The 12,706-nt window shown below is 60.7% G+C and carries 18 protein-coding genes; all 18 read right to left on the bottom strand.

Features of this window, described 5'->3' with window-relative positions; translation table 11 throughout:
* Positions 1-2: 2 nt before the first annotated feature.
* Entirely contained in the window at positions 3-1,661 is a 1,659-nt protein-coding gene (locus AACY18_RS04505) for a phage tail-collar fiber domain-containing protein (protein ID WP_339464394.1), read from the bottom strand.
* Positions 1,662-1,670: 9 nt separating this feature from the next.
* Positions 1,671-2,195 (bottom strand): phage tail protein, encoded by a 525-nt coding sequence (locus AACY18_RS04500; RefSeq protein WP_339433265.1) that lies wholly within the window; start codon positions 2,193-2,195, stop codon positions 1,671-1,673.
* Entirely contained in the window at positions 2,192-3,367 is a 1,176-nt protein-coding gene (locus AACY18_RS04495) for a baseplate J/gp47 family protein (RefSeq protein ID WP_339464393.1), read from the bottom strand. The genes AACY18_RS04500 and AACY18_RS04495 overlap by 4 nt, the downstream gene beginning before the upstream one ends.
* A complete protein-coding gene (locus AACY18_RS04490; protein WP_339464392.1) occupies positions 3,364-3,681 on the bottom strand; it encodes a DUF2590 family protein in 318 nt (105 codons plus the stop codon). Before AACY18_RS04490 ends, AACY18_RS04495 begins: the two co-directional genes overlap by 4 nt.
* Positions 3,678-5,663: a phage tail tape measure protein gene (locus AACY18_RS04485; RefSeq protein WP_339464391.1), complete on the bottom strand. Its 1,986-nt coding sequence runs from the start codon at positions 5,661-5,663 to the stop codon at positions 3,678-3,680. Before AACY18_RS04485 ends, AACY18_RS04490 begins: the two co-directional genes overlap by 4 nt.
* Before the next feature lie 5 nt (positions 5,664-5,668).
* The gene (locus AACY18_RS28000) at positions 5,669-5,809 is read right to left on the bottom strand and encodes a DUF6890 family protein (protein WP_445261945.1); all 141 of its coding nucleotides are present in this window, start codon (positions 5,807-5,809) and stop codon (positions 5,669-5,671) included.
* Positions 5,810-5,832: 23 nt separating this feature from the next.
* Positions 5,833-6,123: a putative phage tail assembly chaperone gene (locus AACY18_RS04480; RefSeq protein WP_339464390.1), complete on the bottom strand. Its 291-nt coding sequence runs from the start codon at positions 6,121-6,123 to the stop codon at positions 5,833-5,835.
* Positions 6,120-6,647, bottom strand: coding sequence for a lysis protein (locus AACY18_RS04475; protein ID WP_339464389.1), 528 nt, complete (start codon positions 6,645-6,647; stop codon positions 6,120-6,122). The genes AACY18_RS04480 and AACY18_RS04475 overlap by 4 nt, the downstream gene beginning before the upstream one ends.
* The gene (locus AACY18_RS04470; protein WP_339464388.1) at positions 6,644-7,171 is read right to left on the bottom strand and encodes a lysozyme; all 528 of its coding nucleotides are present in this window, start codon (positions 7,169-7,171) and stop codon (positions 6,644-6,646) included. The genes AACY18_RS04475 and AACY18_RS04470 overlap by 4 nt, the downstream gene beginning before the upstream one ends.
* On the bottom strand, positions 7,168-7,497 hold the full coding sequence (locus AACY18_RS04465; RefSeq protein ID WP_339464387.1) for a hypothetical protein: 330 nt from the start codon (positions 7,495-7,497) through the stop codon (positions 7,168-7,170). Before AACY18_RS04465 ends, AACY18_RS04470 begins: the two co-directional genes overlap by 4 nt.
* Positions 7,497-7,706, bottom strand: coding sequence for a TraR/DksA family transcriptional regulator (locus AACY18_RS04460; RefSeq protein WP_339464386.1), 210 nt, complete (start codon positions 7,704-7,706; stop codon positions 7,497-7,499). The genes AACY18_RS04465 and AACY18_RS04460 overlap by 1 nt, the downstream gene beginning before the upstream one ends.
* Entirely contained in the window at positions 7,706-8,158 is a 453-nt protein-coding gene (locus AACY18_RS04455; RefSeq protein WP_339464385.1) for a phage protein, read from the bottom strand. Before AACY18_RS04455 ends, AACY18_RS04460 begins: the two co-directional genes overlap by 1 nt.
* Positions 8,159-8,164: 6 nt before the next feature.
* Positions 8,165-9,280, bottom strand: coding sequence for a DUF2586 domain-containing protein (locus tag AACY18_RS04450; protein ID WP_339464383.1), 1,116 nt, complete (start codon positions 9,278-9,280; stop codon positions 8,165-8,167).
* A gap of 11 nt (positions 9,281-9,291) precedes the next feature.
* Complete coding sequence (locus tag AACY18_RS04445; RefSeq protein WP_339464382.1) at positions 9,292-9,972, bottom strand: virion morphogenesis protein; 681 nt, start codon at positions 9,970-9,972, stop codon at positions 9,292-9,294.
* Positions 9,962-10,411, bottom strand: a complete 450-nt coding sequence (locus AACY18_RS04440; RefSeq protein WP_339464381.1) for a phage tail protein — start codon at positions 10,409-10,411, stop codon at positions 9,962-9,964. Before AACY18_RS04440 ends, AACY18_RS04445 begins: the two co-directional genes overlap by 11 nt.
* On the bottom strand, positions 10,408-10,869 hold the full coding sequence (locus AACY18_RS04435; RefSeq protein ID WP_339464430.1) for a head completion/stabilization protein: 462 nt from the start codon (positions 10,867-10,869) through the stop codon (positions 10,408-10,410). The genes AACY18_RS04440 and AACY18_RS04435 overlap by 4 nt, the downstream gene beginning before the upstream one ends.
* 97 nt (positions 10,870-10,966) lie before the next feature.
* The gene (gene gpM, locus AACY18_RS04430; protein WP_339464380.1) at positions 10,967-11,689 is read right to left on the bottom strand and encodes a phage terminase small subunit; all 723 of its coding nucleotides are present in this window, start codon (positions 11,687-11,689) and stop codon (positions 10,967-10,969) included.
* Positions 11,686-12,705, bottom strand: a complete 1,020-nt coding sequence (locus tag AACY18_RS04425) for a phage major capsid protein, P2 family (protein WP_339464379.1) — start codon at positions 12,703-12,705, stop codon at positions 11,686-11,688. The genes gpM and AACY18_RS04425 overlap by 4 nt, the downstream gene beginning before the upstream one ends.
* Between the last annotated feature and the right edge of the window lies 1 nt (position 12,706).

Here is a 12,706-nt window from a genome sequence, read left to right as displayed (position 1 = left end):
TCTCAATACTTAATGCAGAAAAGTAGGGCCATGTTTTTCGGCCGGGTTTCGGTACCGCCGGCGGCGGCTACAGTGACGCCGTGGGTGTGGGCGCCGCCGGCACCAATGCCAACGTTGTGCGCGTGGTTACCGGCAGCATCCATCCCGATGTTGTGAGCGTGCTGTCCGGCCCAGGAGGTTTCGTGCGCACCAGCGGCCTGTTGAACGGAATTGATTCCTCCGGCGCCTTGACCAATACCTGGCGAGCTTGGAGCAGAGTGGTTATGCGCACCTTGGGCATCAGTCCATGCGCGGTGAGCGTGGTTGCCTTGCGCATCCGTCCAAGCGGTGTGGCCGTGGTCACCGACCGCTGCGGCCGAGGCCGTGTGCCCGTGAGAGTGGATCATCATGTCCTGAAAGGTGCCGAACACCCGCGCAGGATCAAGGCCGCGCCCGTCGTCCAGCCCCCGAAGAAACAAGCCTCGCAGATCCGGCAGACCGAAAGTCGTGGAGCCATCACCCTCGCCGAACACGACACCGATGCGCGCAAACAGACCCGCGAACGCGGTGCGCGACACCACGGCGCCGTTGCACTTGAGCCAGCCCGGCGGCGCCGCGTTCATCGCGAACGCTGAAACCATGCCTGTCAGCGAGTCGCCGACCTGTTTTTGCAGCTTGTTCAGGGCAGCGGTCGACGCCACGATCTGACTGCTGTTTGTCGTTGGGTCGTCGCTGATTGCGTTGGGGAGGTTGCCCAACCCGACGTCTTGTTTGGTCGTGCCCCGGGCGCGCAGAGTCGCGTAATCACCATCACGCGCCGCGAAGTGTTGAACGAGTGGCCCAGCGATTGGCTCGGGCAGGCGTTCGTCCCAGAACGCCATCGGCGGTGTGTAGTGAGCGATCCGCACGCAGTAATGGCGAACGCCGGCGGCGTCGGTGTAGTCGGCTTGTTCGCCATAGACGACTTTCCACGTCGCAACCCGATCGTTTAACTGCCGTTCCAGGCAGACGTCGAGGGTGATTTTCCCTTCGGGAATCACACCGTTGATCGGCAGAGGCTTTGCCAGAAAAACCCGGATGCCTTCGATGTAGGCCGTGCCCGGGTTTAGCTGGAATCCATCAGTGTTTTTTGCGAATGCCAGCGAGTCACCGAAAAAGCAGGCGCGCCCATACACGTCGCGGTTACTCAGGCGCTCGCGCTCATCGATGCCGGCAAGGCGCACCGTGAAGTCATGCTGCCAGGTGCTGGCGTCGATCGTGACGCCCGTCAGTTGCATCGCACCGTCAAAGGCCACCAGAAAGTTTCGCGTGACGTTGTTGCCGATCTGCTGGGGCGGGATGTTCTTGCGCTTTTGTTGCAGCGGCACGTAGGACACCGCGAACAGCAGGCCGTCAGCGTCCTCAAGGCCCACCCAGTTAAAGTCCCAATCGCCGATGTCCGACCCCAACTGGGCGCTGTAGACGATCTGGCTGGGGTTCACAAAGCCGGCGTTTTCTTTCGGGATGTCGTAGACGTGAACAATCTGCCCAGCGGGCGGCTTGCCGGCGGCGCGATCCACCGGCACTTCCGGATCTAACAGGGGCACATTGGCAAAGATGAATTTGCTGATGATCAGCGGCTTTTTCTGGCTGTGCTTGAGGGCGATCTGGCCTTCACCGGCCAAGGTAATACTGGCGCTCACGGTGCGCTCCTACAGGCTGGCGACCAGTGTTTGCTGGTCGTCGTTAAAGTCGATCAGGGCCATTTGCAGCCCCATGGGAGTGATGGTCACGAAGTCATAGCGCCGGCAGGTGCGGCCGTATTGCTGGATCAGTACGCGCAACAGCTCTGGATTCAGTGACAACTGAGAGTTGCTGAATTTGAGTAACACAACATCCCAATCCCGATCGGGCTGGCGCTCCTCGATCTCGACGTAACCCACGCCGAGGCGCTCGAAAATGCGTTTCATGCCGGCGGTACTGCCGGCGTCGACGGAGTTGATAAAGGCGTATTTCACACGCAGCCGGAACAGCGATTCCGGCTCACCTTGAAAGCGCGTCACGTCGCGCTGCCAGGCCCACAGTTCAAGGATGCTCATGTGGCAGGTGTCGGGATCGATCTGCGAATAGGGCCAGCGCAGCCAACCGGTGACGGTTTCCCACCACGCCTGTGCAGCGCTGACCAGCTTTGAAAGCTCGGAGCCTTCAAGCCAGAACGGCAATTTGAGCTTGATCACTGCATGGTCACCGACAAGGTTTGTAGGCGAGGGATCGACAGACCGTTCACCAAATCCACGATGGGCGTGATCTTCACCGCCTCAATACCTGGGAACTGCTCGTGCAGTTCTGTCACCAGACGGCTTTTGCTGAATCGCGATTGTGGGTAAGTCAGTGTGGGCTGGTAGTCGCGGGGAGTGCTCTCACGAAAAGCAGCACGGACAAAGAATTCCACGTCCTGTTTCAGGGCGGTGATTTGCTCCGGTGTCTGGTTGGGAAAGGGCCATATGGTCAAAAAGATGTTGTACTCAATTTCTGGCATGGCCATCGCCAGCAGATCGTCACCATGCCCATGATTGCCCTGGTCACGAATGTGCGCGTTGATCTGCTCCAGATAGCTGTCCGCCGGCACGCCTGCATCAAACAGCACATAAGCGTTCGCACTGCCCGGCCCACGCGGTGCGCCGTGTTCGAAGTAGACGCCATCCGGACGCACGCCCGGGAAGGCTGAAATCATGGCGCGATACACCGCGTCAGTGTGCCACTGGTTCACCGCCGAGAACTGGTTGCGCACGCGCAAACGCAGTTGGTCGTTCGGCTCCGGATCCGCACCTGGTGATTCCAGCCAGCCGTCCTTGTTCACCACCTGGACAATGCCGGGAATGGGCACGGGCAGGATGGCGTAGTAACCCGGGGCGAGGTTGAAACCACTGCCGGACTCGACCGCCTCCACGGGCACTTCCAGTTGCAACTGACCCGCTACGAACGTCGCCGGCGCCGTGGTAATCAGTTTGTAGACGTTGCCGTTGATGGCGGCCGACTGCACCACAATGCCTTTTTCCAGCTCCAGAACGCCGTCCGGCAAAGCGCGGGTAAACAGCAAGGTGCCACGGGCTTTGGTGGCGCCCTTGCGCTCGACATTGACCGCCCATGCAAGCATGTCCAGCCAGGCGTCCACCGCCGTTTTCACAAAGAAGTTCGGCAGCACCGTCAGACACAGAAAATCCAGCAGCCACAACACTGGCTTGGTCACCAGTGCGGTCATCACCCGCCAGAACGGGGAATAACTGCTGGTGTTGGCCACCTTGGCGCCCTGGGCTTCCACCTCCTTTTCCCACGCAGCCTTTAACCCGGCCTCGGTGGTTGGGATGCCGGCGTCGGCAATCACCTTTTTAAAATCGACCTGGCTCACAGACTTACCTCAATCGAACCGAATTTCAGGGTTTTCGCAGTGACCAGGTACACGCCTGGCTCCTGCTGGGTGATGCGTGCCGTACCGGGCACCAGGCGTTGGTCGTCCTCCACCAACAGTTCCAGTTGCTGGATGCAGTCGCGTTGTCGCAGCCGATCGCGCTCAGCCACCAACGTCACCAGCAGCCCGCTGTCGCGGATCATGTGCGCGATGTCCTGGGCGATGCAGGCACGGTCATCGATGAGGCGCGGCTGATGCGACGGATCCAGCGCCAAGTCGTTGTCGATGATCAACAGATCGACGTACTCGCTCATCCGCCGACCGCCATGGCCATCGTGTTTTCAATCTCCAGCGGGGTCATCGGTTTGCTGGTGTGGATGTTCACGTTTTCCACATGCGTGCCCTTGTTCTGGTTGCTGTTGTTGTTCTGGATGCTCGTCAACAGGCCACCGGGCGGCACCGCTGAAGGGCGCGCCGGCGAAAGGCTGGGGATTGCCGCGTTGATGGTCTGCTGGGCTTTTTGCGCGGCGTTGGCGGTGTCGGCGGCATTGGTCGCCGCGTCGACGCCGGGCACTTCGGGCATGCCGCCAAGACGCGCCTCGATGTTCACGCCGGGGATGTTGTTCATCAGCTCGATCAGGCTGTTGATGGCCTTCTGAAAAACACTGACGATGCTGTCCCACGCGGTCTTGACCATGCCTGACCAACCACCCACGGAGCTGAACCAGTCGGACAGCTTCTGGAATTGCGCGGCGACGAACTGGAACGCCGCCGTGTTCATCAGGGCAGACGTCCATTCGTCCCAGTAGTAAATCGCGACGGCAACGATCGCCACCAGGACAGCGATCCCCATCACGATGACGCCGATCGGGTTGGCCGTCAGGGCAAAGTTGACCAGCCAGATGGCGCCCTGCCACAGCAACATCGCGCCCCGAATAATGCGCAGAGCGGCGCTCAGCGTGTAGATCACGGCGACGTAAGTCAGCATCGCCAGCTTCTGCAAAATGAAGGTCGCGGCAATTCGAAGGTTAAGCAACCGGACGACTTTCCAGACCGTCACCAGACTCAGCCAGGCCATTTTCGAGACGCCTACCACCACGGTCAGCAACGACAGAGCGCCGACAATCACCATGATGGTCAGCGTGGTGATACCGATCACCCGCGTAATGTTTGGGAACAGCGTCGACCAGCGCACCAGGGTTTTGCCGATATCCACCATCTTGTTCATAAACGGGGTCAGTACCGGGATCAGCACCTGGCCAAACACCACACGCATGACCTCGACCAGGGACGCCCATTGCTGCCATGGATCGACCATTTGCTGGGCCATCTTCTCGGCGTTCTCCAGCCCACGCACATTGCCCAACTGCACGATGCCGTTGCGCAGTCGATCCGTATCCTTGGCCAGCGCGCCAATCACCTGCGCACCTTCACCACCAAACGCCTCCACCAGCTTGGCCCCGGTCGAGGCGGTGGTTAGATCGCCGAACTTGCCCTGGAGCTTGTCCAGGATGGTCATCATCGGCAGGAGCTTGCCCTGCTGGTCGGTGAACTGCATGCCCAGCTTTTCCGAGGCGGCGCCGATGTTCTCGAAAAACGCCTTGTAGCGTCCGCCGGCGTCGCCGCCTTCCATGGTGCTGCTCAGGGTGCCGATCACTGCCATCTGTTCGGCCAGATCCACGCCGGAGGTCGTAGCGATCGCGCCGGCCTCTTTGAAGGCGTCTTTCATCGCCGCGCCGCTGGTGCGGAACAACTGCACCGCCAGCGCGGTTTGCCCGCCAAGTTTTTCCACCCACGCGCCTTTGCCCATCGCATCGGCTTGCGACTTTTGCAGGTTGTAGAGCGTGCCGACGTATTCGCCCATGGTTTCGGCGTCGGATTTGGTGGCCTTGGCCAGCAGGTTGCTGGTGTTGGTAAAGACGGCGAGCTGGTTGCCGGCAAGCCCCTTGATAGCGCCCTCGATCAGGTACGCCGAGGCCACAAAGTCCTTGGCGTTCTCGCCGTAGTTCACCGCGAACTGCAACGACTTGGCATTGAGCGCAGACAACGCATCCTCGGCCACGCCCAGCGATCGCACATCGCCCAGGGCGCGATTGACCTCCAATGCTGGTTCCATGGAAGCGCGAATCCCGACCACGGCTGCCGTCACGCCGGCCATGCCCAAACCGATCGTTTTAATGTGCTTTTCGCTCTGCTCGGCAAGGTCGGAAAAACCCATTTTCAACTTGCCCAAGGGGCCGGTGACCTTGTCCTGCAAGCTGAGAATGAAAGCCAGGCTGGCGCTACGGTCTGCCAAAGTCGTTACCCGTTCAGCGCAAGGGCGATGCCGTTAGCCACGGCAAACTCCATGCGTCTCCAGTGTTCGTCCTCCAGCCACCTGGCCGTTCCCATCGCCTCGGGCGTGGGTTCGACTCCAGGTAGCCAGCGGTTCGTCAGGGCCATGAGCTGGCCCAGTCCGTTTTCGCTTAGGCGCTCAGCGTGCTCGAGCGCTTTTTTACGATCACCTCAACGTTGGGTGCGTATTCCTCCAGCAGCGCGCCGGCGATCTGCATCACCATCACCGGGTTGGCCAGCACCGGTTTGAGCGTGGCTTTTTCGTCCTGCTTGACGGTGGTCATGAGCAGGTTGTTGCCCGGTGCGACCTTGTTGGTCTGGGTCAGTGCGTTGAAGTATTTGGTGACGTCCGCCGGGGTCAGGTTGAAGGTGAATTCCTGCTCGCCGACTTCCAGGGTGATTTCGGTGTTCTGTTGGCTCATGGGGTTGTTCTCTTGTTGAGGTTGGGAAAAGTGGTGTCCTGGTGCGCCGGCGATCGCCGGCATACGCCACGGACGTATTGCTGCAATCCGAGAATCATTTGCCTGCTTAGAGCGAGCTGATCTCGGAGGGTGAAATAATCCGGTCGAGCGTCTGCTGCGAGTTCGGCGCGTCCTGCATCAGCCACGCGGGCGGTGCCGGCGGTGGCGGGCACGGATCCGGCGGCGGGACAGATGGCCCGGACGTGCAACCGGCCAGTGCCATTGCCAACAACGCGGCGCAGGCGCTCGTTTTCAGTGAGCGCATCGTTCAATTCCTTGGTGTTTCGTTGGTCGATCGCATCGCGCTCCGCGAGCATCTCGCCGGTGATGCGGGCCGCTTCGCGCAGGCCATTCACTTCCCATTGCGCGCTGTCGCGCTCGCGCCTGGCGTCGTCGCGCTGATCGGTCACCCGATCAAACGCCACCCACAACAACAGAGCGAACAGCAGCGCGAACGGCGCCAGGCGCAACGGGGAAAGGCTCATCGCAGGCACAGCTCCATTTCAGCCAGCCGGCGGTTGTGCAAGCCTTGAACGAAGCGCTTGCGGCCCTGTGCGCCGGTGACATAAGCCCACACCGGTGTCTTGCCGTCCGGTGCCCAGGCCAACGCTTTGCAGCCGTCAGCGATGCGGCCGGCGTTGATCAATGCCACCGCCCGACTGGCGCAGGTGCTCGGCACGCCAACGTTGTGGCCATGGCTGGTCAGAGCGTCGAAGGTGTTCTGGCCCACGTCAGGGTTGGTGATGCAGTCAGCGAGCTGTAATTGCCCTTTGCTGATAACCAACTGCTCCACCTCGGCACACCGCTCGGGCGACCAGTAATCACCGACCACCACCGGAAACGGGCTGGTGTGTCGGGTGATGCCTTTGCACACGGTCGGCAGGCCACTGGCCAACTTGTCGGCATAAACAGTGTTCTGTCCGTTGCCCTCCCAAGTGCCCAGGAACGCCACCAAAGAGGCGCTGGCCAAGGTCACGGCGCCGGCCTGAATCTTTCCGCGCAGGCTCACGGAAAGACCGCTCTAAGTAGCACCGGGCCGAACATCTGCAAGATGGCCCAGAGGGTGCTTGCAATAGCCAATGCCCACGTAATCTTGCTGGCGATGGCTGATACCACCGCAGTGAGCTTTTGCTGGCCAACATTGAGTTCTGCCAATTGACCGGACATGTGTTCAAAACGCTGTTCCAGCATCGTGACGCGGGTTGGTACCAGCTCATGTCGGGTTTCCATCTGGCCCAGCCGGTAATCAATCATCGCCACGTCACGTTCAATCGCGGTGAGCCGGCCATGCGCGGACAGTGGAGCGGTGGGAGCTGGCCGGAGTTCGTCACTCATCAGGCGGTTCCTTTCTCAAAGGTGGTCTGGCACGGGACACACCGAGTTTTGCCGCCCAGTGCCTGGCGCGCCGGCGGGATCTCTTTGTCGCAGTCCTGGCAATGGGTCAGGCTCGGCCCGACCGGCACAGGTTTCAGTAGCTGGGCCTTGATCGCCTGGTCACGTTGGCGCTGCTCCAGCTCCTGGGCGCGGTCGAACCAATCCACCATCAGCGCAGCCCCTCGATCTCGGTAGCGTCGAGGTACGGAACGCCGTTGATGTGGATAAAGTCCGGACTGGTGACGTCAAACGGCACCTTGTGCTTGGTCTTCTCACCGCCTTTCGGGTCGATCGACAACAGGCTGGAAATCTTCACCTTGCAGCCGAATGCCTCAACGCGCAGTTCCTCGTCTTCGCCGGCCTTGGCGAAGAACACCGCGTCAAAAGGCTTGAGCTTGCGAAAGCTCCCCGCCGATCGCGCCGCATCGATCAGCAACCGAAGGTTGGAGCTGTCCAGCTCCAGTTCGCCGGCAGCGGCCACGTCGCCCTCCACGTAGCCGTCAGGCACGCCCCGGGTTTGGGCCACGGCCGAGTTGTCGGTGATGTCCAGGGTGCAGCTCTCGACGTGCAGCGACAGATCGCCCAGGCTCACGTCGAAGTTCTTGCCGCCAATTTTTGCCATGGGGCGTTACTCCGTTTTTTCGTTGGAAAGATCCAGGGCAATGTTCGCCGTGAGGTCTTTCGGGCAGTTGAGGGGTTTGAGCTTGATGTAGGCCGCGACCTTGGTTTTGCTCAGCCATTCCAGTACCAGGTCACCGTCTTTCGGCGGCTCGATGTCGCCGGGGAACACCTCGCCGTTGAACTTGATCGACTTGGCCATGGCTCGCAGTGGCGCCATCAGTTGGTTGGTGTTCACCGCCATGCTGTTGGGCGTGTTGTTCAAACGCCGATCAGCGACACGGCGGATCAACAGCGGGCGGATCTGGCGAGCGGCCTTGTCGGTGATGCGCAGGTATTCCACGACCTGAAAGTCACTGCCCGGGGTGTCCAACATGTTGCAGTCACCCCAATACACGCCCGGATAGTCCGGATAGGTCTGCGACACGGAAAACCGCGCTCGATCCAGTTCACTGCGCACAGCGGACGGCAGCGGAATCAGCTCGCTATCGACGGGCACCTGGCCCAGTCCCAGCACCGGGCCAGTGGCGACCCGCATCGGGCTGTCAGCGATGCTCACCGCCGAATTGGCCAAGCGGCCGGCCAACACACCCAAGTCGTTACCGTGCAGTTGCGGTACCGGTGAAACACGCGGTGCGGCCAGCCCTGTTACCAAAGCCTTTTGCTCGGTGAGGTATTGCGCCCAGGTCTGGTCGACGGTGATGCCGGCGGTGCTTGCGAGAAAGAAAACACGGCGCCCGTAGGTGTTGTTCAGGGCAACAGCGGCGTCATGCATGGCCGACAGTTCGTCTGCCTTCGTGACCGGCTTAGTCACTATCACCGCCTCTACCGACACGCCCTGTTGCTGGGTTTTCTGCAACGCGGTGGCCCAGTCGCCTTCGGCGCCGATCGGGGCGGCAAGACAGGCCCAGCGCTGGCCGCCGTTTTGGCGTGCGGCCGTGATTTGGGTTTTCAGGTCGCTGGCTGGAATGCCCAGGGCGGCGTCCAGATCGCTGTCGGTGTTCAACGGGATGAACTGGCCGACGTTCTTGGCGGCGGGGCCGATGAAAAGAAAGTAACGCTCAACCTCAGTCACGGCACCCTGGCCTAGATTGAGATTGTCGACGGTGACTTGACCGAGTGCCATGCAGTGCCTCGTTAGCGGGGTGAAGTTAGGATTTGTTGAAAGACCTGGTTAACCAGCTCGCGGGTTTCGTTGCTGGTGGCCACGCCGAGGAACTGACGTTTTGGCAGGGTGATGTCCCAGCTTTGCGCGCCGGAGGTCTCGGTTTTCTCGCCATTCAAAATGCGGATCAGCAGACCGGCCTTGGCGTAGTTCACATGCTGTTGAATCCACGCTACGGACGGCCGCGCCGGCTTCTTTTTGCCCTTCTGGCGAACGCTGAATCCCAGACGGCGCAGGCGTTTCGCTTGTTTTTCCGTGCAGGCGATACCCGGCGCAACGGCGTTCCAGTGCTTCATCTGTGCAGCAGTGCGCCGCTCAGTAACGCCGTTGTGTTGCTGCGTGGCGACCCAGCGAGTCAGGGCGTTTTTCCAGCCCAGTTCGGCCTCGTCGGCACTGACCCGCGTGACTTGCAGCAGCTTGGCCAGACCGGCTTCCATCTTTTTCTTGCCCTTGGCCGATCCCTTGCGTTCGGCGAACGGCGAGCCGTCGACGTTCTGCTGAGCGCGTTGACGCTTGCGACTCATTGAGCGCACGCGCTTGGTCACGTTGTTCAGCAGGCGCCGGCGCAGCTTGGGCGGCAGCTCCAGCAGCGCCAGTTGAGCGTCGACGTTGAGTAGCCCCCTAACATCGAGGTCGCACGCATTAGCGCTCACCGCTGGCCACCTCGCCGCGCTCGGCAACCCAGAGGTCAAACGGGAGGAACGCCCAGCGTTTGCCGAAGGCCTCGATCTCACCGCCCGGCTCTTCGGCCAGATATTGCGGCTCGACGAATTCCAAGGTGATTTCCACGTCGAACAGGTCGTTATCCAACGGCTCAACCGCGAACTCCGGCGCTGGCAATTCGTGTCGGTCGCGGTCGGAGTCGTGGTTTTCCAACCAACTACCGACCAATGCCATTAAGCGTGCCGGATGGTCAGCGAATCGCTCCAGGATGATCGCGGCGCGATAGTGCATGTCGGCAAAGTGCATGCCGGCGACGTCGGGTTTCCAGATCAGCGAGAGCTTCACCTGCTCGGTGAAACTGTCGAGCTGTTCAGGCTGGACTAGGCGGCGTTCGCGCAGGTACGCGGTTAGACCTTGCAGCTTGATCACAGCAACACCGCCGTGACGCGGCCACGGCCTTGCAGCACCCGGACGGCCTGCTGGCTGAACTCCAAAAAGGTTTCGCCGCGCTCGGGCAATTCCTTGCCGATGTTTTCAGCGCTTTCGCGACGGTTCACGGTCGCGAACTGGGTGAGCAAGCTGGCCTTGGCGCGGCAATAAACGGCGCGCTTGTACGTCGCTGCGTGAAATGTGCGCTCAGGTAGCACCGTGGTATCCGCAGATTCCACTGTGGTGACACCGACGTTCTGCCACTGGCTTTTACGCTTGGCCAGGTCGCGGTTGACCTCAATCATCGCGGTGTTCAAATCGGTGACCAGCATCTCGACCAGGTACTCCGCCGGCAGGCGGTAACCCTTCTGGAACTCGGACACGGAGAGGTTCGGCCAGAAGCCGTCGTTCTCAATCGCCTGTTCCACAAAGGTGGTGGGGTTCCCGGAAAAGCTCATTGCTGGCCGCTCAAATAGGGCGGGGAGACTGTTTTTCGTGGGGCTGGCCATGAATGGCAGACACACGTCCACAGTTCCCCGCTGGGGGGGTAGTCGGTTATTGGGCGCCGTTGTCGGCGGGTATTTGTTTGGCGATCGCCTTGCGGCACTTCGCAATGCGCGTCTCATTGCCTGCTTTCGCGTAAAGCTCGGTAGATCGTTCCAGGTGCTGGAGCGCGGTTTCCCACTGCTCGGCCTCCATGGCGCGCATACCGATCAACTTGTGATACTTGGACGGGATCTGTTCGGTCAGCTCCCATTCACCGTCGACGCGAGGCAGCAGATCGGACAGGTACGGCTCCGGGCTGCGCTGGGCGTTGTATTCGGCGTAAGCCCAGTCGATCACTGCGTCCGCAACGAAGGTTTGCACGTCGCGACGCTTGAACCGCTCGGGCATTTCCTGCCCCTGCCCGATCGCAAAGTCCGCCAGTGCCAGGCCGTCTTCGAACTGCTCGGTGTCGAACAGCCAGACCATGACCTGCACCAGGACACGATTCGGCATCACCAAACCTGATTCCATGTAGCGCTGGATAAAGTCCTGGTATTTGGGCAGCAGTTCCTCGCGCTTGAGTGCCTGACGTCCGGCGAGCCCCTTGATATCGCTCAGGCGCTGCAGATCCTGATCCAGCGAGGCTTCCATCAGCAGCAAGTGCTTTTTAGCGTTGGCCGGACTGCTCAGGGCTTCCGCCGGCGAATACGCCAGCGGTGCGGCTGCTGCAGCGATCAATGCAGCGGTTCCCTGAGCCAAAGTGCGGCGTTTGTGTGCAAGGGCCAGGCTCATGCGGCCAACTCGACGTTTTCCGTAAACGCGATCTTTTCCATCTGCTCGATCACGTAGCCTTCGTTGCGGCTGTTGTAATCTTCAACGCGGGAGCGTTTCGGGTTATCGACGGTTTGCTTGCGCCAGCTCGAATCCTGGAAGTAAATCGACAGATTGTCCCAACTGGTGACCAGCACCCCGTTGACCGGGAAGAACGGCACGCTAAAGCTCGGCAGGCCACCGTAGGTGGCGATCACCTGAGCATCCTCGATACGCTCTTTCTCGGTCGGTGTGTCGCCCTGCTTGGCATACAGCTTCGCCTTATCAGCCGCCAGCAGGTCAGTACCGATAATCGCGATCAGGTCGCCGCCATCACGCAGACGTTCGTCCACCATCTGCTTGGTGTCATGCACCAGGGCGTCAAGGTTGGCGTAGTCGCCATCCGGGCCCAAGGTCACCTTGCCCGCTTCCTTGCCTTCTTTGAGTACCTGTTGCGGAGCCTGCTCGCGCAGTTGCTGCAACCAGCCTTTGTTCACGTCCTGCAGCATCGGATAAGCAGCGATATCGGTCTGTGCAGCCGCTTTCAAGCCGTGGAAACCAACCATGATGCGATCAAGGGCGATCTGTTTCTGCACGGCAGCAGAATAGCGTTGGTGGAAATCCGGAAACTTCGCCCAGGCGTCGATTTTGGCGTACGGAAGACCTACATCGGACTCGGTGGACGAGAGTTCGTAGGTGGTGTTTTCCAGCTCGGAAGCGTCTTTCGCTTCGCGGTCGGTGGTCTTGGTGTTGGTGCGTCCGGTGACGGGGCCAGACACGCCAATGAACACCTTCTCGCCCTTGATCTCGCTCACGCCGATGACGTTGATGCGGGAAAGGAAGTCCGACTTGGCGGTGATGGCGTCGTTCAGTTCCTGGGTGATGGACGGCTCAACGCTGAACATCTTGCTGGACAGCTCGACGCCATAGGTTTCGGCCATGGCCAGTTGCATGGCTGCATACATCTTGGCGCCGTAGGCGCTCAGGGAACGAGCCATG

Origin of the sequence: Pseudomonas sp. EA_65y_Pfl2_P74, assembly GCF_963970575.1 — a bacterium.
In the GTDB taxonomy this organism is placed as follows: Bacteria; Pseudomonadota; Gammaproteobacteria; order Pseudomonadales; family Pseudomonadaceae; genus Aquipseudomonas; species Aquipseudomonas baetica_A.
The sequence above is the reverse complement of the archived record's forward strand: the minus strand, read 5'-3'. Positions and strand labels throughout refer to the sequence as shown.